At 63.2% G+C, this 19,414-nt stretch carries 25 protein-coding genes and 1 riboswitch; of the genes, 17 read left to right on the top strand and 8 right to left on the bottom strand.

The window, feature by feature from the left end; all coding sequences use genetic code 11:
* The first annotated feature begins 170 nt into the window (after positions 1-170).
* The 4 genes from AC1D1B_RS07635 (at position 171) to AC1D1B_RS07620 (ending at position 2,738) form a co-directional block, all read left to right on the top strand.
* Entirely contained in the window at positions 171-407 is a 237-nt protein-coding gene (locus tag AC1D1B_RS07635; protein WP_112566764.1) for a hypothetical protein, read from the top strand.
* 467 nt (positions 408-874) lie between these two features.
* Positions 875-1,639, top strand: a complete 765-nt coding sequence (locus AC1D1B_RS07630; RefSeq protein ID WP_477330830.1) for a hypothetical protein — start codon at positions 875-877, stop codon at positions 1,637-1,639.
* A gap of 197 nt (positions 1,640-1,836) precedes the next feature.
* Positions 1,837-2,244, top strand: coding sequence for a hypothetical protein (locus AC1D1B_RS07625; RefSeq protein ID WP_477330828.1), 408 nt, complete (start codon positions 1,837-1,839; stop codon positions 2,242-2,244).
* 272 nt (positions 2,245-2,516) lie between these two features.
* Positions 2,517-2,738 carry a hypothetical protein gene (locus AC1D1B_RS07620; RefSeq protein ID WP_477330826.1) on the top strand — a complete coding sequence of 74 codons (222 nt, stop codon included), beginning with the start codon at positions 2,517-2,519 and terminating at the stop codon, positions 2,736-2,738.
* Positions 2,739-2,877: 139 nt separating this feature from the next.
* Here AC1D1B_RS07620 and AC1D1B_RS07615 read toward each other — a convergent pair whose 3' ends face one another.
* A complete protein-coding gene (locus AC1D1B_RS07615; RefSeq protein WP_142870100.1) occupies positions 2,878-3,027 on the bottom strand; it encodes a hypothetical protein in 150 nt (49 codons plus the stop codon).
* Positions 3,028-3,191: 164 nt separating this feature from the next.
* Between AC1D1B_RS07615 and AC1D1B_RS07610 the strand changes: the two genes are divergently transcribed.
* The gene (locus AC1D1B_RS07610; RefSeq protein ID WP_477330824.1) at positions 3,192-3,491 is read left to right on the top strand and encodes a hypothetical protein; all 300 of its coding nucleotides are present in this window, start codon (positions 3,192-3,194) and stop codon (positions 3,489-3,491) included.
* Between the two features lie 15 nt (positions 3,492-3,506).
* Here the strand turns inward: AC1D1B_RS07610 and AC1D1B_RS07605 are convergent, their stop codons facing one another.
* Positions 3,507-3,809 (bottom strand): DUF982 domain-containing protein, encoded by a 303-nt coding sequence (locus AC1D1B_RS07605; RefSeq protein ID WP_477330823.1) that lies wholly within the window; start codon positions 3,807-3,809, stop codon positions 3,507-3,509.
* A 211-nt stretch (positions 3,810-4,020) separates the two neighbouring features.
* Here AC1D1B_RS07605 and AC1D1B_RS07600 point away from each other — a divergent pair, with 211 nt between their 5' ends.
* The 3 genes from AC1D1B_RS07600 (at position 4,021) to AC1D1B_RS07590 (ending at position 4,979) form a co-directional block, all read left to right on the top strand.
* Positions 4,021-4,350, top strand: a complete 330-nt coding sequence (locus AC1D1B_RS07600) for a DUF1236 domain-containing protein (RefSeq protein WP_477330821.1) — start codon at positions 4,021-4,023, stop codon at positions 4,348-4,350.
* Positions 4,351-4,439: 89 nt separating this feature from the next.
* Entirely contained in the window at positions 4,440-4,655 is a 216-nt protein-coding gene (locus AC1D1B_RS07595; protein ID WP_477330819.1) for a hypothetical protein, read from the top strand.
* Positions 4,656-4,739: 84 nt separating this feature from the next.
* Positions 4,740-4,979, top strand: coding sequence for a DUF2934 domain-containing protein (locus AC1D1B_RS07590; RefSeq protein WP_477330817.1), 240 nt, complete (start codon positions 4,740-4,742; stop codon positions 4,977-4,979).
* 134 nt (positions 4,980-5,113) lie between these two features.
* Here the strand turns inward: AC1D1B_RS07590 and AC1D1B_RS07585 are convergent, their stop codons facing one another.
* Positions 5,114-5,479 carry a hypothetical protein gene (locus AC1D1B_RS07585; protein WP_477330815.1) on the bottom strand — a complete coding sequence of 122 codons (366 nt, stop codon included), beginning with the start codon at positions 5,477-5,479 and terminating at the stop codon, positions 5,114-5,116.
* Between the two features lie 194 nt (positions 5,480-5,673).
* Positions 5,674-5,786: riboswitch (TPP riboswitch) on the top strand.
* Here AC1D1B_RS07585 and AC1D1B_RS07580 point away from each other — a divergent pair.
* From AC1D1B_RS07580 to AC1D1B_RS07565, 4 genes are all read left to right on the top strand, one after another.
* Positions 5,777-6,385, top strand: a complete 609-nt coding sequence (locus AC1D1B_RS07580) for a YkoF family thiamine/hydroxymethylpyrimidine-binding protein (protein WP_477330813.1) — start codon at positions 5,777-5,779, stop codon at positions 6,383-6,385. It overlaps the preceding riboswitch by 10 nt.
* Before the next feature lie 306 nt (positions 6,386-6,691).
* On the top strand, positions 6,692-7,489 hold the full coding sequence (locus AC1D1B_RS07575; protein ID WP_477330811.1) for an ABC transporter permease: 798 nt from the start codon (positions 6,692-6,694) through the stop codon (positions 7,487-7,489).
* Positions 7,486-8,268 (top strand): ABC transporter ATP-binding protein, encoded by a 783-nt coding sequence (locus tag AC1D1B_RS07570; protein WP_477330809.1) that lies wholly within the window; start codon positions 7,486-7,488, stop codon positions 8,266-8,268. The genes AC1D1B_RS07575 and AC1D1B_RS07570 overlap by 4 nt, the downstream gene beginning before the upstream one ends.
* Positions 8,265-9,269: an ABC transporter substrate-binding protein gene (locus AC1D1B_RS07565; protein ID WP_477330807.1), complete on the top strand. Its 1,005-nt coding sequence runs from the start codon at positions 8,265-8,267 to the stop codon at positions 9,267-9,269. Before AC1D1B_RS07570 ends, AC1D1B_RS07565 begins: the two co-directional genes overlap by 4 nt.
* A gap of 91 nt (positions 9,270-9,360) precedes the next feature.
* On the opposite strand, the gene AC1D1B_RS07560 is transcribed toward AC1D1B_RS07565, so the two are convergent.
* Together AC1D1B_RS07560 and AC1D1B_RS07555 are read right to left on the bottom strand one after the other, a co-directional pair.
* Positions 9,361-10,410: a tetratricopeptide repeat protein gene (locus tag AC1D1B_RS07560; RefSeq protein WP_477330805.1), complete on the bottom strand. Its 1,050-nt coding sequence runs from the start codon at positions 10,408-10,410 to the stop codon at positions 9,361-9,363.
* Positions 10,411-10,551: 141 nt separating this feature from the next.
* On the bottom strand, positions 10,552-11,214 hold the full coding sequence (locus AC1D1B_RS07555) for a LexA family transcriptional regulator (protein ID WP_477330803.1): 663 nt from the start codon (positions 11,212-11,214) through the stop codon (positions 10,552-10,554).
* An 80-nt stretch (positions 11,215-11,294) separates the two neighbouring features.
* Here AC1D1B_RS07555 and AC1D1B_RS07550 point away from each other — a divergent pair, with 80 nt between their 5' ends.
* The 3 genes from AC1D1B_RS07550 (at position 11,295) to AC1D1B_RS07540 (ending at position 13,317) form a co-directional block, all read left to right on the top strand.
* Entirely contained in the window at positions 11,295-11,666 is a 372-nt protein-coding gene (locus AC1D1B_RS07550) for a hypothetical protein (protein WP_477330801.1), read from the top strand.
* A gap of 83 nt (positions 11,667-11,749) precedes the next feature.
* A complete protein-coding gene (locus tag AC1D1B_RS07545) occupies positions 11,750-12,442 on the top strand; it encodes a GcrA cell cycle regulator (protein WP_477330799.1) in 693 nt (230 codons plus the stop codon).
* 275 nt (positions 12,443-12,717) lie between these two features.
* Positions 12,718-13,317, top strand: coding sequence for a DUF6456 domain-containing protein (locus AC1D1B_RS07540; RefSeq protein ID WP_477330797.1), 600 nt, complete (start codon positions 12,718-12,720; stop codon positions 13,315-13,317).
* Positions 13,318-13,384: 67 nt separating this feature from the next.
* Here AC1D1B_RS07540 and AC1D1B_RS07535 read toward each other — a convergent pair whose 3' ends face one another.
* On the bottom strand, positions 13,385-13,699 hold the full coding sequence (locus AC1D1B_RS07535) for a hypothetical protein (RefSeq protein ID WP_477330795.1): 315 nt from the start codon (positions 13,697-13,699) through the stop codon (positions 13,385-13,387).
* Between the two features lie 187 nt (positions 13,700-13,886).
* Positions 13,887-15,173 (bottom strand): DUF763 domain-containing protein, encoded by a 1,287-nt coding sequence (locus tag AC1D1B_RS07530; protein WP_477330793.1) that lies wholly within the window; start codon positions 15,171-15,173, stop codon positions 13,887-13,889.
* Between the two features lie 180 nt (positions 15,174-15,353).
* Here AC1D1B_RS07530 and AC1D1B_RS07525 point away from each other — a divergent pair, with 180 nt between their 5' ends.
* The gene (locus tag AC1D1B_RS07525; protein WP_477330791.1) at positions 15,354-16,208 is read left to right on the top strand and encodes an ATP-grasp domain-containing protein; all 855 of its coding nucleotides are present in this window, start codon (positions 15,354-15,356) and stop codon (positions 16,206-16,208) included.
* Positions 16,209-16,527: 319 nt separating this feature from the next.
* Entirely contained in the window at positions 16,528-17,367 is an 840-nt protein-coding gene (locus AC1D1B_RS07520; RefSeq protein WP_477330789.1) for a protein NO VEIN domain-containing protein, read from the top strand.
* Between the two features lie 22 nt (positions 17,368-17,389).
* Here the strand turns inward: AC1D1B_RS07520 and AC1D1B_RS07515 are convergent, their stop codons facing one another.
* Entirely contained in the window at positions 17,390-19,345 is a 1,956-nt protein-coding gene (locus tag AC1D1B_RS07515; RefSeq protein ID WP_477330787.1) for an acyltransferase family protein, read from the bottom strand.
* Positions 19,346-19,414 lie beyond the last annotated feature (69 nt).

Raw genomic sequence — 19,414 nt, 5'->3', positions numbered from 1 at the left:
GCGAACAAATAGAGAACAAACAGGGTCCGCTGTCAAGCACGGCGCTTACCTCCAGTGAGTTTGCTGGAGACCGGCGGTCGATTGATCTGCCTTGCCGCCGGGCGCAGGGAACATTGTCTCTCGCCACGGCGTTCATTGTCTCGATGGGACACTGTTTCGAGGAGGCCGGTATGGGCCAGTTCGAGATGATCGACCTCGTTAGCGTCGTTGACGCCTGCACGAGCGATCGCGTTGCCGGGCACTGCGTGTCGATGGCCAAGGCGGTGGAAGAGTTGCGGGTGCTGACCGGCGATTTCGTGTCGCCGGACGAGGCGGTGGCCAATGCGCTGTCTGCGGTGGCGCTGAGGCGCGGCTGCGCGGTGCTGTTCGACGAACAGCCGGGCGCTGATATCCTGCTGATGCCATAGGCCCAATGCCGCAAGCGGTTGAGAAGGCCGTCCTTCCCGGGCGACCAATCGACCATCACCGATGCTCCGAACGCCTGCTTTTCTGGTGCTCAATACATCCGCCTCGAAGGCGGCTCTGCCGGCAGCTCGATCACCAAGTTGGTTGCTCGGTCATGTCGAATCCGTATTCGACACCTGTTCGACAAATCACGCGACGACGGTCATGGTTGCGACTTAAGTATCACAGCAATTAGGCCTAAGGTCTGATCAGTATAGGGCGTCAGTCGCGCAAAGGGCCGGTTCGCTCGGCTATTTTAGAATTTGTGTTTATATTTCAATTATTTAAGAGATTTAGTCCAACCTTTTTGCAGGCCGATTATCGCGTATCGCAACCACATTTATCTAAAGTTTACTCCATCGAATTAGCAAATTCTCATATGGCGCTGCTATAGCGAGTCGGCGGAGGTGGCTATCCCCGAGGAGGTATCATGACATCCCGAAAAACTCTTTTGGCGGCGCTTGCCGCGTTTGCGCTCCTGGCCTCTCCGGCCCTGGCTGGTGCTGGTGGTAACGGTGGCGGTAACGGTGGTGGCCACGGCCATGGCGGCGGCAACGGCGGCGGCAATGGCAATGGCGGCGGCAACGGCAATTCCGGCAACAGCGCTTCGCATGGCAAGTCGGCATCGGCTCATGCCGGAAAGAAGGCCTCGACCGATGACCAGGCTGACGTCGATGACGTCGAGGTCGCCGCGACACCCAAGGAAAAGAACATCCACGCCAAGCTTGGCCGGCTGAACTCGCTGCAACGCAACATCAACGCCTATTTGAACTCCAAGAGCAAGAAGTTCGCCGGCGTTCAGGCTTTTGTGACGGCGTCCGCGAACGCCAAGCTCGCCGCAGCCGCGCTTGCCGAGGCAAATGCGGCGGTGACGGCGGCCGAGGACGCGGTGACGGCCCAGCAGGCGCTGTTCGACGCGGCGAATGCCATTACGCCTCCAACACCCGAGGTGACGGCGGCCCAGGCCGCAACGATCGCGGATCTGGAGGCCGCGGTCACGGATGCTGAAACAGCAGCTGCCGCGGCGCAGACGGCTGCCGACACTGCCACTGCCGGCATCCCATCGCTCGATGACGCACTCGCCGATATGGCCAACAAGCCGGTCGACCCTGAGGTCACCGACTGGGCCAACGGCGTGCTTGCCGAGAAGATCGACCAGATGGCCGCCAAGCTTGCTCCTCCGGTAACACCGTAAAGCCGATCGCGGTCGAAACGGCCTGATCGAACGACCAAGCCGCCGGGGTTCGCCCCGGCGGCTTTTTTGACGGCACGACGAAGCTGCCGGTCTTAAGCGGAAAAGCGTTACTAACCCTAAGTACGGTATGGAAAATCTCCGTTCCCGAGTGTAGCCTTCGCAATATCGGGGTAAACGGCATCGGGGGAAAAATCGACATGCCTAGGGTTTCGGAGCTTTTCTTTAAAACCGCCATCGTGTTCCTCATATTGGGGATCGCTGCCGGCCTGCAGATGGCGATCTCAGGCGATCACAGCGCCTTCCCGGCGCACGCGCATATCAACCTGCTGGGCTGGGTGACGAGCGCCATCTTCGGCGGTTACTACGCGCTCAATCCACAAAAGGCGGCGCGCCGCATCGCCATGATCCATTACGGGCTATATACGGTTGGCGTGGTGATCATGCTGCCAGCACTCTATGTGATGCTGCAGGGAAACCCGGCGCTTGAGCCTGTCGTCGCCGGCGGCTCGCTCATCGTCGCCGCTGCCGTTCTGATCTTTGCTTTCGTGGTGTTCTCACCCGAAACGGCGCGTTCGGTCTCTGGCGTGCCTTCGGTCTCTCGCTGACTGTTCAACGCAAGGCGATTGAAATCTGACCCGCGTCGCGAATAGCGACGGGGGTTGGTTCGGCCTGATGGCCGCAGCCGGCGGTTGCGGCGCCAGTCGCCGTTCGGGCTGTCGGCCCTATCCGTATTATTTCGTGACCATTTGGCGCCGGAACCTTCCCTGGCACCGCGCGTTGCCGCGACTGTATTCGTGCTGCCTCATATATAGGCAGCTGTGAGTACGTCTAAGCGGGCAAGGGGCAAAACAGGGTTGGGGGGAGGAGCACGACCACTATGTCGAAAAGAGAAATCGGGGCGTCCGCCTCATTGGGCAGACGCGTCGCCGATCTGAAAGCCAGGATGCGAAACGCCCGGATTACCGAACACGAGATGCAGACCTTCCAGAAGGTCGCGGCCATCATGGGGGACGCCGAAGGGTCCCTACGCATCGATGCCGACGATCTGATCGCGGCGTCCTTCGTCACCGGGGCGCTGGGCGATCCCGCATCGAACTGAAGGCCCGATCGCGCGCCCGTCGGCACTCAAGTGCCGGCGGTTTGCGGCTTGGTACGCCTGCCGTCTGCGATGGGGGAGCGTGCATCCGCACGATCCGCGTCAAGCGGTCGCTTGCCCGCTGGGGTTCAGGTGAGCGATCTCAATGGCGCTTGAAATACTGGACTTCGCGTTCGTGTTTCTCGGCCGCCTCGCGGCTGTCGAAGGTGCCGAGATTGCGTCGCCGTCCGGTCTTTTCATCGACCTTGCGCGAATAGAGCCGATATTTTCCCGATTTGAGTTTTCTGATCATCGGTGTCTCCTTGGCAGCACATGACGGCCTCCTTGAGGCTTCGAGAAGATCTAACTCGCCGCCAGCAGACAGGTTCCCCATCACCTTGTTCCCCATCACCTTCATGGAACCAATTGCCGCCGGGGTGCTTTGCCAAGGGATGATCCCAAGCAAAGGACCGGACGATGAAGATCTTTGTTTTCTTGCCCTGCGCGCTGCTGGCACTTGCCGGCCCCGCGGCCGCGCAAGACAGCGGCGAGGGCGCTCCTCCCGTACCTTGCCAGGCGCAGCCCCAGGATGGCGGCCAGCAGCCGCCTTCCTCCGATGCCGGCAATGGCAATTCGACCGCCAATCTTGGTTCTTGCGGCGGCGTGCTGCAGCCGCCACCCAGCGGTGACCAGGGCATGACGCAGCCGCCGCCGGATCAAGGCAAAACGCCGGTGATCAAGCCCGGCGAGGTGCCTGTGCAGCCGCCGAAGCAATGATCTCGTTTGAGGTCTCTACAGTGTGGGCCGGGGCCAGCCAGTTTTGGCCAGGCGAAGCGCCGTCACCGGATCGATACCGGTCCAGGCAATGCCTGCCGCCTCGGCAAAGGCGGTGAAGGCCCGCCGCGCCTGGTCCTTGGTCAGGTGTCCAGCCCTGGCCATTTCGCAGGCCCTCAGTGCCGTGTCATAAATCTTGCCGCGTCCGGCCTGCGGCCATTCCTTGAGAAAATTCTGCATCTCGGCCAACGTCGCGATGTCGCGTTTGAAGCCGGCGCCGACCGCAATCGCCACCGGAACTTGGAGCCGCATATCGTTCATATTGAAGGTCTCCTGAGGGATCGTCTTCAATGCGAATCATGCCGATGCGGTTCCAGCCTCAATGCCTGATCGGGCCGATCAATTAGTCTCCACTTACGGAACAAGACCGTACCGGAGGCGTTTGCCTCCAGGAGCCCGCCATCTCGATCTGTGCTGTTTTCGCCTCGTGCGGGAGCAAGGCGGCGCTCGCTAACAACGACAGGAGACGAAGATGAAAACCGTCCTTATTCCCGCCGTCGCCGGGCTTGCCATGATCGCTGGTCTCGGTGTTGCCGCTGCCGACGAAGTGATCGTCACGCAGCCGGCGCAGCAGCAGGTGATCGTCACCCCCAAACAGCGCACGGTCGTTCGCGAATATGTGCATAAGCACCCGCTGGCCTCGGTCAATCTTCTCGGCGTCGAACTGAATGTCGGCTCTGCTTTGCCTGACACGGTCGAACTGCAAGAGGTGCCCGATGTTCAGTACAGATACGCCGTCGTCGACAATCATACCGTGTTGGTTGACCCCGGCACGCGCAGGATCATCGAGGTCGTCGAGTAGTTCCGACCGATAGAACCATCATCGATAATCCGGCCCTGCCGTTCTTGCGAACAAGAATGGCAGGGTCGAATCGGGAAAGGAGCATTGCCATGTTGCCGCATGTCGAAACCCCGAATTCCGCCAATGTTGCGGCGTGTTGCGACAAGTTGCTGGCCGAGCGCAGTACGGCGCTGTTGTCGATGCAGGATGCGATCGCGGTCCTGCGCGAGCGCACCGGCACCGATCGTTCGGATGCCGACCTTGCGGGGCTGATTACCAAGAAAGCAGCACTGCTTGGTGTCGCGGTCGTTTCCGATCGGCGCTGAGTCACTCAAGACGCCGGCTGAATTTTCGGCTAATGTTTTCGTGGAATCTGGACCAACCGATCGGACCCAACCACGGAGGCTTAAGTGACGGACGACAGACAGGACCGTATTCGCCAGCGCGCACACGAGATTTGGGAACAGGCAGGCCGCCCCGAAGGCGCACATCAGGAACACTGGGAGCAGGCGACGGCTGAAGTCGATGGCGCAGCCGCCAAGCCGAAGAAGGCGGCGAAGAAGGCTGCTGCGAAGCCCGCCAAGGTAGACGCCAAGCCAAAGGCCGCGAAGCCTGCGGCCGCAAAGTCCGGCAAGGCCAAGTCGAAATAGGGCAACGCTGAATTCGCCCGGGGGGCCATCCTTGGCGCCCGCCGTTCAGGCGCGCCCGAGCCTCTCAACCTGACGAATTGCGGCTGCAATGGGCAGCGCAATTTGTTTGTTTGGCGACAAGGCGAAACAGCGTCTCATGCCTCCCAGGCATAACTCGACAGCGCGAAGCGGATGCCGGCTTCTGTCATGGTGAGTTCGCATTCGGTGATCTGGCGCAGATGGCGAAGATAGCGCGCCACCGTTTGCGGCAGCCAGCCGGCGCAGGCCTCGACATAGGCGCGGCTGTGAACGAGCGTGCCGGTCGACAGCCTCTCGTCCTTCTCGGCAATCACTTTCAGATACTGGCGGATGAAACGGATGTCGTCGGCGATGTCCTGGCTGGCCATCCGCCAAGCTCCGGCAACACGTTCGCGCTGGTCGAGCGACAAGAGCGACAACAGTGGGGGTGACAACAGCGGGCGGGAGAGGTCGGCGAAGGCGGCATGGTTCGCTGTGCTCACGGAAAACCCCTCGGGTGAAAAAGGTATCGTACTTTATGTACGAAATCTCGTCAAGCTTGGCGCGTACAATTTGAACGAATTCAGCACCCGAATGGCGCGGCTTTTTCACAAACGAAGAAAACTGGCCCCAACATACTTCGCGATGACCGCCGAAAAAAATCTCTTCCCCAATCGCTCGAACAGTGCTTTAACCCGCTCATCCACAGGGGTGCTCCGTATGGTCGGGGCTGAGATGAGGGCGGCAAGCCTTCGGACCCTAAAGCTGATCTGGATAATACCAGCGGAGCGAGGCGGGCGATGTTTTCCGGCGCACAGATTTCCCTTTATCCCATGACCGACGATTTCGTCGGCGTCATCCTTGGCGCGCTCGGCGCGCTCGATCCCTGGCGCGACCGGCTGCGGATCGAGACCGACGACATCTCGACGCTTCTGGTCGGGCCGCCCGAGGTGCTCTTTCCAGCCATGCGCGACCTGTTCGTGGCGGCGGCCAAAAGCGGCAAGCACTGCGTGCTTTCGGCAGCGGTTTCGCGTGGCTGTCCGGGCGAGCCCGACGATCCGATCTGCCGCTCCGACGAGACCGGCGGCCCCACCATTCCGCTGGACGAGCGCAAGCTCGCCGCGATCCGCGCCGTACAGGCCACGCCATCGACTAGCCAGCCGGTGGCTGCGCAATTCTCGCTCTATGTCATGGGTACCGGCGACCACATGGACGAGATCTATGGCTGCATCGATTTCCTGAAGCAGTCCGGTGTCTTCGAGCGCTCGAAAAACTTCTGCACCAAATTACGCGGCGATGCCGGTGCGGTGTTTGCAACGCTCGCCGAGGCCTTCTGCCGCTTCGGCCCGGGCGCCGGCCACGTCACCCTCGACATCACGATTTCGGCGAACAGCCCGAGCGCCGTCTGAGCCGCGGCTCAAGCGTCGTTCGTCGAGGATATTGCCGTGGCTGTTTTGCCCAACCCATCGCGTGGCGGAGATGCCTCCGCCTCTGACCTCTCAGCACAGAGAGGAGAGGAGCCATTGGCGATTGGCGAAGACGGCGATGCCGGTGAATCTTCCCCCTTGAGGGGGAGATGGCCGGCAGGCCAGAGGGGGTCCCAGCGCGTGGAGCGCCGACGTCCTTTTCGCGTCGGCAGGGCGTGGGCGCTCTACGGTCGGCGACCCCCTCTGTCGCCTTCGGCGACATCTCCCCCTCGAGGGGGGAGATCAGCTGTGGCCTCTGCCGTCGCCAAGACAGCACCCGCCGCCTTCGCTTTCGCCCTGCTCCTCGTCGCCTGGGAGCTCTACGCCCGCTATGGCGGTGTCGCCCCCACCATGCTGCCGGCGCCGTCGCGCGTATTGCTCCAGGCTTGGGAGAATCGCGCCGCCCTTGCCGAAAACATGCTTCCCACCATCCGCGCCACGTTTGCCGGCTTTGCCTGCTCGTTGGTCGCTGCCTTCGTGCTGTCGGCGCTGGTCGATTTTCTGGCCCCGCTGCGCCGCGCGCTCTTTCCGCTGCTGATCGTCAGCCAGACCTTGCCGCTTGTGGCGATCGCGCCACTCATCGTGCTGTGGTTCGGCTTCGGGTTGATGCCGAAGATCCTGCTTGTGGCGCTCGTCACCTTCTTCCCGATGATGGTGGCGCTGGTCGAGGGTTTTGCCGCCACGAGCACGGAGATTTCGCAGATGCTCGCCGCCATGGGGGCAGGGCGCTGGCGCATCTTCTGGCTGGCGCGGCTGCCTTCGGCGCTGCCCTATTTCTTCGCTGGGCTGCGCATCTCCATCACTTACGCCATCGTCGGCGCAATCTTCGCTGAATATGCGGGGGCGGCGAAGGGGCTTGGCATCTACATGCTCAACGCCAAGAACAATTTCCGCCCCGATTTGGTGCTCGCTGCAGTCGCCGTCAGCGCCGCGCTCACGCTCATCCTGTTCGGCATTGCCGTGCTCGTCCAGCGTCTCGCCATGCCTTGGGAAAATGCGGGGAGCGATAGCGACGACCGTAAGCGTTCGGAAGAGAGCCGCCAATGAAACGGCTCGAGCTCCGGGACATCAGCAAAAGCTTCGGCGCGCTGGAGGTGCTTGCCGGCATTTCGCTTCACGTCGCGGCCGGCGAGTTCGTCTCCATCCTCGGCCCCTCCGGCGCCGGCAAGTCGACGCTGTTCCGGCTGCTGACCGGCGCGCTGAAAGGCGGAGGAGACATGCGCTTCGACGGCGCGCCCTTGGATGGCAGCCCGTTCGCCTTCATGCCGCAGCGCGACGCGCTGATGCCGTGGCGGCGCGTCATCGACAATGTAACGCTGGGGCTGGAAGTCCAGGGCGTGTCGCGACGGGCCGCCCGGGAGCAAGTCGCGCCGATGTTCGCCGAGTTCGGCCTTGCCGGTTTCGAGCGCGCCTGGCCGGCGGAACTTTCCGGCGGCATGCGCCAGCGCGCCGCCCTTCTGCGCACCGTGGTGCAGCAGCGCGACATGCTGTTGCTCGACGAGCCTTTTGGCGCGCTCGATGCACTGACCCGCGCGGCCATGCAGCGCTGGCTGGAAGGCATGTGGCAGCGTCATCGCTGGACGGCGTTGCTGATCACCCATGATGTGCGCGAAGCCGTCTATCTCTCCGACCGCATTTATCTGATGTCGGCGCGGCCGGCCCGCATCATCAGCGAGATTGCCGTGCCGCTGCAGCGTCCGCGCACCACCGGCAGCGACGCCGCGCGCCAAGCCGCCGCACTCGAAGCGGACATCCTCGACACGCTGCTCAATCCCGGGGCTGACCGAGCGTCGTTCCCACAGACCCTCCAAAGGAGATCATCATGACCGAATTCACACGCCGACAAGCCCTGCTTTTGACGCTGGCAGCCGGACTGCCGCTTGCCTCGCGCGCTCAAGCGGCCGCGCAAAAAATCACTGTCGCGCTCGACTGGACCGTCAACACCAACCATATCGGCCTGTTCGTTGCCCGCGACAAAGGTTTTTACGACGAGGCCGGGCTCGACGTCGAAATCCTGCCCTATGGCAATACCGGCGCCGGCACGCTGGTCGCCAACCGCATCGCCGATTTCGGCATTGCCGGCGTCGGCCTGTTCACCCAGCGCGCCGCCGGCGCCGCTCTCAAGGCGGTCTACGCCGTGGTGCAGCAGGAGACCGGCCGGCTGGTCTTCAACGCGGATCGCAGCGAGATCAAGAGTCCCAAAAATCTCGACGGTCTGACCTATGGCGGCTTCGGCAGCGCCTGGGAAAACACGCTGATCTCGACCATCATCCGCCACGATGGCGGCAAGGGCAATTTCGAGACCGTGACGCTCGGCACCTCGGCCTATGAGGCGCTGGCCAACGGCTCCGTCGACTTCACGCTGGAGGTCTCGACCTGGGAAGGCGTCGATGCCGAGCTGAAAGGCATCCGGCAGCGCGGCTTCCGCTATGCCGACTATGGTGTGCCCGACGAGCACACCACTGTCATTGCTTCAAGCGATGCCTATCTCCAGGCAAATCCGAAACCGGCGTCGGCCTTCGTCGAGGCAACGCGGCGCGGCTATCAGTTTGCCGTCGACCACCCTGGGGAAGCCGGCGACCTGCTGATCGTTTCCAACAAGGACGCGCTGACCGATCCGGCGCTGATCCACGCCTCACTGAAGATGCTGGTCGACGGGCATTTCTTGCGCAGCCAGGACGGAGTCATCGGCACGATCGACAAGGCCAAGGTCGAGGCGATCGGAACCTACCTGTTCAACGCCGGCATCCTGCTCGATGCCGACGGCAAGACGCTAAAGGGGCGCCCGGATTTTGGAGCGTATTTCACGAACGAGTTTCTGGCGTAAGGGCTCGAACTGCTGATCTCCCCCCTTGCGGGGGAGATGGCCGGTAGGCCAGAGGGGGGTGCGAAGGAACGCGACCTTCCTTTCTGGCAACCTACTTCCCGCCGAGGCTTGCCGCCGTCTTCCGGTCGGCCTCGGCGCGTTCGCGGTTCCCCTTCGCCTTCCAGGAGGCGCTTCGGGCGTTGTAGAAATCGGCGGATTTCTGATTGAGCGCGATTGCCTGGTCGTAGTCGACGATGGCCTGGTCGTGGTCGCCCTTGTGCGCCCAGGCGAGGCCCAGCGCGTAGTAGGCATCGGCCAACTTCGGGTCGAGGTCCACGGCCTTGTCGTAGTCGGCGATGGCGCGGTCGTCGTCGCCCTTGTTTGACCAGGCTAGACCCCGGCCGTAGTAGGTGTAGGCGCGTTTCGGATCGAGGCCGATAGCCACGTTGAAATCGGCGATGGCGCGGTTGTAGTCGCCTTTGCCGCCCCAACTCAGGCCACGGTTTTCATAGACCCCGATGAGTGTCGGATCGAGGGCAATGGCTCGGTTGTAGTCGGCGATGGCGTGATCGAAGGCGCCCTCCGCCGCCCATGCGCCGCCCCGGTTGAGGTATGCGGATGCGTTCTTGGGATCGGCGATGATCGCCAGGTTGTAATCCGCGATGGCCCGGTCATTGTCGCCCTTGTACGACCAGGCAAGCCCTCGGTTGTTGTAAGCAGCGCTGCTTTTCGGGTCGAAGGCGATCGCCTGACCATAATCGGCAATGGCCCGGTCGTAATCGCCTTTCGTGGCCCAGTCGTATCCTCGGTTGTAGTAAGCGGATGCGTATTCAGGATTGAGGCCTATCGCCTGGTCGCTATCGGCGATGGCGCGGTCGAGATCACCTTCCATGAACCAGGCGTAGGCGCGCTTGAAGTAGGCTGTCGCACGCTTGTCAGGAGCGTCGGCCTGGTTATCGATGATTTGCGTGCAGGCTTCGATCCGCCGGCTGGGGTCGGCCGCATTGCCGATGCAGGCCGCATAGGTGAGATTGGCGGCGATCCCCATCGCGCCGCGGATGTCCACCGCGACGAGGCCGGTCAGCAGCAGCAACAGCGGCAGGCGCCATTTTCGCACCAGCCGTATCAGCCGGCTTTCGCCCACGCCTTCCCGGTTCGTCATTTCGCCGGTTCTCCCCCGAAAACCATTGACCTCGGCCGACACCGACGGCTGCTTGCCATGCAAGCAGAAATTGCGGCGTCGAGAAAGAGCAACGTTCAGATTTCGAGGCCGAAGGCAAAGCGGTGCCGCGGCTGTAGCCCCTCACATATCGATCATCGAGCGCTTCACCCGCCCGATGATAGTGATGGCGCCTTCCAGCGCCGGCGGCGGGATGTCCATGTACGAGGCCGGCTGGAAGGGAGGGTTCTCGTTGGGGCGATAGCGCTTGTAGGTGGCCTGGCCGCTTTCGTCGGAAATGACGTAGCAGCCATTGGTCACCAGCCGCTTGTCGCGCAGGTTGACGAAGATGATCGAATCCGGCGGCGAGATCTTGTTCATCGAGGGGCCGTCGACGCGCAGCGCAATCCATTGGCCCTGCTCGAGATCGGTGGTGGGGATGGTCGGATAGTCGCTGAGATTGGCCACCATGTCCTGGCTGCCGAGTTCGCCGGCGCTGATCCATGAGACGATGGGCACGTCGACGGTGGCCAGCGACGGCATCGGGATCTGCCGGCCCGCCTCGTCGAAGCCGAAATGGCCGCCAGCAAGGCTGCCGCCCTCGCCATTGAACAGCAGCCAGCCGGGATCGACGCCGAACAGGCGGCCATATTTCTCCGCCGCCTTGCGCGACAGCGGCCGGTTGCCGTTCTCGTGGCTGATCAGCGTGTTCTTGTTGATGTCGCGCAATGCCCGGGCGGCATCGCTCGGCGAGGCATAACCCGCCTCCGCCCGTGCCTGTTGCAATCTGTGCTTCGGTTCCTGCATCGTACAAATTGCCTGAAATTTATCGTCCAATACGTACGATTTAGCTTGCGTACGTTTCGTACATATCGTACGCTTAGCGCATGATCGAACAAACCGCAAGCGTTTCCGCAGGCATCGTCAGCTTTCTCCAATCGTCCGGGCTGTCCTCCTCCCCGATCCGGACGCAAGCCGGGGCTTTTGCCCCGGATCCGGTCGACCTCCCCCTGTCGATCGGAACGGCCGGAGCCGTTCCTCTCCCGGCTCCGGCCACCTTTTTGCCCGATGGCGCCAACTGCGCGTCGGGGGCTGCTGCCGTCGGGCAGGGCATCTCCTGCATCCGCACGGAAGATGGCACCGTCATCCTGTTCGACCGGCTGACGGGCAGGGCGGTGTCCGGCCTCACCAGAGTGGCGGCCGAAGCCGCGTTGCGGCGCCTCGCCGCCGACTCCCTGCCGGCCGCCAGCACCGCCTGATCACACCGAACCAGACGCTTTGAACCTTTGTGGCGGCCTTCGTACCGGGCCGCTTGCCTTTGCGCGCAATCAATGGATCCGACATGACTGCCTATACCGACACCGAATTGCAGGAAATCGCCGTCTGGCTCAGGGATGGCCTGTCGGCCACCAGGATTGCCGTCCGCTTTACGGCGCTGCGCGGCAGCCCGGTCTCGCGCAACGCCATCATCGGCATCGTCCATCGCAACGCCGCCCTGAAGACCATCGGCTTTGCCAATCCCAAGGGTGGCAGGTCCGGCGGGAGACCCAGGAAGAACGCGACGGGGAAGACTGCGGCCAACGAGAACACGACCCGGAAGAATCCGCCGGCGCAGCCGAGCAAGCTCGCAAGGCGGCCAGAAGCTTCGAAGCAGGCAGTATCAACCACGCCGGTCGCCAAACCGGCCCGTCAGCCACCGGCCAAGCCATTGTCGCCGCCTCGGCCGGCGCGTTCGATCCCGGGCGAGGGGCGGCTTGTGGTGGATGGCGAAATCTACCGCTTCAAGGTGCCGGCGCCGCGCCCCGCCGCCATCGGACGCCAGCCGCATATCGCGGCCATGCGCTTCATCGACTGCCTGTTCAACCGCTGCCGCGCGCCGCTCGACCTGACGCTGGAGGAAGACCCGGAGAAAGATGCTCCCGGCAGCCGGCCGGGACCCGACATGCTGTGCTGCGGCCTGCGCACAAGGGCACTGAAGAGCTACTGCGAATATCATCAGGAGCGCTTCCACAGGCCGGTGGCCGAGGTGGCGTGAGCGGCTAAGTCCGGTTCCTCGCCTCTGAGGGCGAGGCCACCAATAATGGAGAGGCCGGCAGGACAGCGCCCCCCTCTGTCCTGCCGGACATCTCCCCCACTTGGGGGGAGATCAGATGTCGCCACCGATTTCGCCAATCGCCGACGTTGCAAAAAGGCGCAGCCGCGGAAATTGCCAATCTCCCCCCTCGTGGGGGAGATGCCCGGCAGGGCAGAGGGGGCGTGAAGGATCTCCAACTTCGCCGACCCAATACCTATCCCCACAAGGATCATCCGATGAGCAAAAAAACCGCACAGAAAGCAAAGCCCCCAAAACTCCCCAAGGACGAGGCCGAGCAGGTGCGCATACGCCGCGAGATCGGCCATGACTTTGCGCTGAAGCACGACCGCTTCGGCCGCAAGCGGCTGAGCGTCGGCACCGAGGAGGCGCGGCGCGTCTACGAGGTCTCCAACGGCGGCTACACCACGACCGGCGGCGTCGTGCGGCTGCGCAATGTTGATCCGTTGATCGGCATCACCTCGCTGACCCGCCAGCAGCGCGAGGCCGGCCAGCGCTTTCGCGATGATTTCGAGCGCGCCTCGCGCGACGGGCTGCGGCCGATGCTGTGGGAGGAGCGCGTCGACGCCAGCCGCATCGGTGGCGGCATTCCCGACCGCGTGCTCAACGCCGGCCGCGCCCATACTGGCGCCAGTGCCGCATTGGCCCACTGGCAACTTGCCGACACGGTCCGCAGCATCTGCCTCGAAGGCCAGTCGGTAAAGGCGCTCGCGGAGCGCACCGGCGAGGGGCGCGATGTGGTGGTGAAGCTGCTGAAGGTCGGGCTCGACCTGCTGGCCGTGCACTACGGGATGATGCTGATGCGGAAGCCGCGATAGGCGGGTAGTTCGCGCAGACAAAGCGGCCGGCCGACAGATGCCGGCCGGACCGTTTCACGCTATCGGATCACCACTCGCAAACGCGGATTTCCTCAACGATCCTGTGATGATGGCGCCAGTGCTTGACCAACTCTATGCGGCAGTGGCGATGATGCCTGTGATACCGGTGATACCTGAAGCCGTTATCGTAGGCATCATACTGATAGTACGGGCGAGGAGCGTAGTAGCGATCGCCGTAATAGTCGCGATAGCCGTCATTGTAGTAACCGTCATCGTAGCCGTTACCGATGCCGATCACGATGCGCCCGCCGGCATTCGCTGGGGCGATCATCGCCGCCGCTGCGGCGATAGCGATAATCGAAGCAAGCAGGAGCTTTCTCATGGCTGCCTCCTGTTCAAGGTTGAGCTAATATAACTCGTGGGGCACGACCTCGTTCCATAGTTTTGCAAGATGTGAACAACCTTGCGCGCGGCGCCGCATGAGGCAGGTGTAGGCCGCTGCCTTTCGATTTGGAGTTGTATGAAAACAGGCGCTTGAAGCGGTTCGATGAATCAATATCTGAATCGCTTCACGTGCCTTTCTTGCCAAGCTTCGCCGGCCCAGCCTCACCATCCTCCGGCGCCGGCTCCCAGCCAAAGACGCTGCGCCCGCCAAGCAGATGCGACTGGTCGAACTCACCGGCGACGATCTCCTTCAGGCTCGGCCCGGTGACGTAGCGCTCCAGCCGCCGCGCCTCGCCGTCCAGGCGCTGCAGCGCGCCAAGTTCTTCCTCGCGGCCGAGTTTGGCCTTGCCGACGGCCGATTTCAGCACCGCGATCGTCTCGTCATAGACTTTCAGCGGCACCGGGAAGGGGTGGCGGTCCTTGCCGCCATGGGCGAGCGAGAAGCGCGCCGGATCGGAAAACCGGCAGGGCGCGCCGTGCACGACTTCCGCCACCATGGCCAGTGCCCGCACGGTGCGCGCGCCGACGCCGGGCACCAGCAGCAGTTCGGGAAAATCGGCCGGCCCGCTTTCGATGGCGGCCGAGATGTTGCCGTGCAGCCGGTGCATGACGATGTCGCTCTCGCGCACGTCGTGATGCGCCGGCATCACCAGATTGGGTAGCATCGGCTGCGCGGCTGGTTGCGCAGGTGGTGCTTTCGACGGCGGCTCCAGCACGGCAAGCGCGTCAAGTATCCGCTCCGGGCTCATGGTCTTCAACAGGTCGAGCTGCCCGGTCCGCGAGGGCTCGGCGCGATGATCGGTGAGGTTGACGATCTCGCCCTGGGCCACGCCCTCGATCGCCGCATGCGGCTGGTCGACGAAGCTTGTCAGCCCTTCCGACAGCCAGTGATAGCGGCGCGCCTGGCGGCTGTCGCCATTCATGCCCTGCTGCACCACCACCCAGCGGCTGTCGTCGGTAACAATGAAGCCGTGCAGATAGAGATCAAAACCGTCCTGCACGGCGGCGCTGTCCACCTTGGCGACCAGGCGGCTGGCGTTGGCGAGGGCGGCGCCATCGATGCCGACGCGCTCGCCGATTGCCGTCAGCTCCTGCGGCGTCTTGCGCGAATGCGCGCCGCGGCCGCCGCAGACATGGATGCCGAGCTCGCCGGCAAGCGGGTTCAGCCCGCGCTTCAGCGCGCCGACGACCGAGGTGGTGATGCCCGACGAATGCCAGTCCATGCCCATCACGGCGCCGAAGGACTGGAACCAAAAGGGATGCGCCAGCCGCCGCAACAGCTCGTCGCGGCCATAGTGATGGATGATCGCCTCGCACAGCACAGCGCCCAGCCGCGTCATGCGCTCGCCCAACCATTTCGGAACCCGCCCGCCATGCAGCGGCAGGTCCGCACTGCCGCTTCGCTGCGTCAAGTGAATGCTCCGTGCGATCGGCGCACCGACGGCGCGCCTGTGATCTAGATGGCATTTGGGTTGAGATTTGCAAGCAGGCAGGCGCCTGCGCCTTTTCGCTCGGCTGTCCCCCGCCTGCGCCATCCTTGCGATCCCACCAAAACCGTTTGAATATGCGTGCCGCCGCTTGGGGGAGCACACGTGGCGCACATTGCTGTGGTCACGCATGAATATGACCGGTTTCAGACGCCGTGGCGCCCGCTGCGCCGGCGCGACAGCCCTTACATGCTGTTCGACATCCTGGCCGAACTCGAGCGGCGCGGCCACCGGGTCAGCCTGCTCAGCGGCCTGTCGCAACCGCCCGCAGCCGACCTCGCCATCCTGCATGTCGACGCCACCATCGTGCCGCAAGCCTATCTCGACTATGCCGCCCGCTTTCCGTTCTGCCTGAACGTTGCCGTCTCAGACATTTCCAAGCGCCGCATCAGCCAGGCGCTGCTGCGCGACGGCGATGGTTGGCGCGGGCCGGTGATCGTCAAGAGCAACCTCAACCACCACGGCCTGCCCGAAGCGCGCTTCAATTTGCGCGCCGCACGCCACGGCCGCGAACTGCCCTTTCCCGGCGCACGCGAAATGCCCCGCTACGCGGTTTTCGCGGCTCGCGGCGATGTGCCTTCAGAGCTTCTCGAACGGCCCGATCTGGTGGTGGATAAATTCATGCCGGAAATCGTCGCCGATGGCTTCGGCACCCGCATCTGGGTATTCTGCGGCGAACGAGAGCGCTGCGCCCGCTACGTCTCGCCCAACGCCGTGGTCAAAGCCTCCGAGACGATAAGGCGCGAACCGGTGCCCGTGCCCAACGAGATGCGCCTTCTGCGCCAAAAACTCGGCTTCGATTACGGCAAATTCGATTTCGTCATCCATCAGGGCGAGCCCGTGCTGCTCGACGCCAACCCGACGCCCGGCCGCCCGAAAAGCGTGCGCTCTATGCTGGTGGAAGCGGCGGCGAATTTGGCTGATGGGTTCGAGGGGATAATGGGACTGGCGAATGTATGAGCCACGCGCATAATTACACCTACTCAAAGGCAGGCTGATAGGAGGTTCTCATGCCGTTGCGCTACGCAGTCGAGACTTGCATCGACGACCCGACAGCGTTGCACGTCCTTCTGAACGACGCTGTCGAAAGTAATGGGCGCGCATTAAACGTCATGTGGCTGCCCGGAAGGGAACTCCCGGCTGACGAGAATGGGTTTATCCATCGCCTGTCTGGCGGCTACGTCATAGTTCTTGAATACTTCGAGTAAAGTCTGTCTCGGTTGGCTGTAATTTGTTGGCCAAGCGGACAATTCCCTCAGACTGCCTTCGGAGGGGCATTTTGGCGGACGAAGCAAAAATCGGCACGCCTTGGAGCGACGATGAGCTGGACGCCATCGTCGCGGATTATTTCGCCATGCTCGCTGACGACCTGTCACATCGACCCTACGTGAAATCGCACCATAGCGCGGTGCTCATGGCACAGATCGGGCGTACGCATCGCTCCGTCGAATTCAAGCATCAGAATATCTCTGCGGTTCTAGAGGAGTTGGGCCTTCCATGGATCCCCGGCTACAAGCCAATGCGAAACTATCAAGCCGCAATCTTCGGTGCGATCGATCGTCATCTCTCAGGCCATGGCATTCTCGAATACCAACAACCCCCGCCGAGAATTCTTAGTGCTGCGGAGGAGGGCGAACTGTTCGTGGCGCCTCCACCGGGCCTTGGTGTCGTCGACAACCGTCCACCACTCTTGACGAATTTGCTTCGGAAATTCGACCCGGTCGAACGCGATTTTCGCAACCGGACGCTGGGCGCGGCGGGCGAGGAGTTTGTTATTGGCGTCGAGCGCAAAAGGCTCATAGCCGTCGAGAGGCCGGACCTCGCTCGCAAAGTTCGCTGGGTTTCTGCAGAGGACGGCGATGGCGCAGGATATGACGTGCTGTCTTACGAGCCAAACGGCAAAGAGCGCCTCATTGAAGTGAAGACGACGAACGGTGCTGCGCGGACTCCGTTTTTCCTAACTCGGAATGAGCACGAGGTGGCAGGATCGCGTGCGGACTCGTGGCACCTTTATCGCGTTCATCTCTTTGCCCAATCCCCGCGCGTTTTCACCATACGGCCACCGCTCGAATTGGCGCTTAATCTTCGTGCGGAAACGTGGCGGGCCACACCGGTTTAGTATTCGGGTGGCTGCTTGCCGCCTACCTCCCCACCCTATCGACCACCGCCTTCTCCACCGCCGGCTCCAGCGTCTCCGCGAACGGCGTCGCCAGATGATGCTGGTCGCGGTAGGCGATCTTGCCGTTGATGAAGGCGTGGCAGGTTTTGGCGTCGCAGAACTGGTTGGTCAGGTCGATGTAGCTGGCGCCGGGCACAGTGCGCACGATGTCGCGCTCTATCGCCGCGTTGGCGTCATTGGCGGCGTCGGTGCGCTTCTGGTCGCACAGCGACGGCCTCTGCCCGCGCCACAGCGCGCGCGACACGCAGGTGTCGACATGATCGTCGTTGAACGGCACGTCGCGGATCACGGCAACCTTCAGCCCGGCCTGGCTGAACGCGGTGAGCGTCGCGTGCAGGCCGGCGCGCCCGTCGGCATCCTGGCTTTTGGGCGCCTGCGTGCCGGCCGACATCTTGTCCAGGCTGACCAGCGCGATCTCCGAGATCACCACCAGGTTCGGCCGCGCGGCGATGATCTGCCGGATCGACTGCGCGCGCCATTGATCGCATTCGGTGTAGTTCCGCTTCAGCTTGGTCGCCCATACCGTCAGCCGCGAGGCGCGGCAGCCGGATTTGAGCCAGGTGACGACCTTGGTGTCGTTCTTCTCGGCCGCCTCGATCAGCGGCGTCGACCAGTGGTCGGCATGCGAATCGCCGAACAGCGCAATCGAGCGCCCGGCGTCCTTGTTGCCGAACACGCAGGCCTTTGGCGTCACTGTCTCAAAGGAAAGAATACAGCCGGCCGCGCGTGCGGTGGAAGGCCGCGCGGCGCTAATGGCAATGCTGCGTTGCTCAGGGTCCAGATCGTGGACGGCGAGCCTGGCGTTGGCGTAGGCGGCTGCGACGCCGGTGCCGGTGAGGAGGACAGCCGGCACCAGCGCCCGCGCCGCACTGGCCATCAGCCAGCCATTGCGGCGGATCGGGTTCTCGATGAATTGGTAGGTGAACAGTGAAAGCGCGAACGTCAGCGCCATGCAGCCGAGCCGCTGCAGCGGCGAAAGCTCGGGCACCAGCATCGCGGCATAGACAATCACTGGCCAATGCCAGAGATAGAGCGAGTAGGAGAGCTTGCCGACCCACTGCAGGGGCGGCAGCGCCAGGACGGCACTGGGGCCATTCCTGACGCCGGCCGCTCCCGCCAGCAGCAACAGCACGGTGCCGGCCACCGGCATCAGCGCCATGAAGCCAGGGAAGGGGGCTTCCTCGGTGAAGGAGAGATAGGCGCCGGCAATCAGCGCCAGACCGAGCCAGGCCAGCGGCGCGGCGAGCCGTGGGCGGTGTTGCCAGAAGGTTAGCGGCACCGTGGTCGCCAGCCCGCCGGCAGCGAATTCCCAACCGCGCAGCGGCGAGAAATAGAAGGCCCAGGGCTGCGCCATGGTGGTGAGCCAGGCACAGACAGCGAATGACACTAATCCCGCCAGCCCGATCACCAGAATTGCGCCGCGCTTGCCGGGGCGGAGCCACATGGCGAGCAGCAGCAGCGCCGGCCAGGCGAGATAGAACTGCTCCTCCACCGACAGCGACCAGAAATGGACGAATGGATTGCTGGTCGCATCCGCCGCAAAATAGTCGAACGACCAGCGGATCAGCCACAGATTGATCATGTAGGCCGAGGCGAACATGGCGCCCTTGGAATAGAGCGACTGTTCCTCCGGCGACAGGATGAAGGCGCCTGCCACCAGCGTGGCGAGGATGACGAACAGTGACGCCGGCAACAGCCGCCTGGCCCGCCTGGCGTAGAAGCGCCAGAGGTTCAGCCGCCCGGTCTCGGCGATTTCGGTGAGCAGTTGGCGGGTGATCAGATAGCCCGAGATGACAAAGAAGATGTCGACGCCGGCAAAGCCGCCAGGCAGTCCGCGGAGGCCGAAATGGAAGGCGATCACGCCTGCCACCGCCAGTGCACGCAGCCCTTCGATATCAGGCCGGAACGATGCTGACACGATCGAAACCTCGTGTAGTTCGTTTAAAACCCACCCTGGCAAAGGGTCGACCCCATACGCCGATATCGC

The organism is Mesorhizobium sp. P2_C5_2, from assembly GCF_056404535.1.
This window is presented reverse-complemented; position numbering and strand designations above follow the sequence as displayed.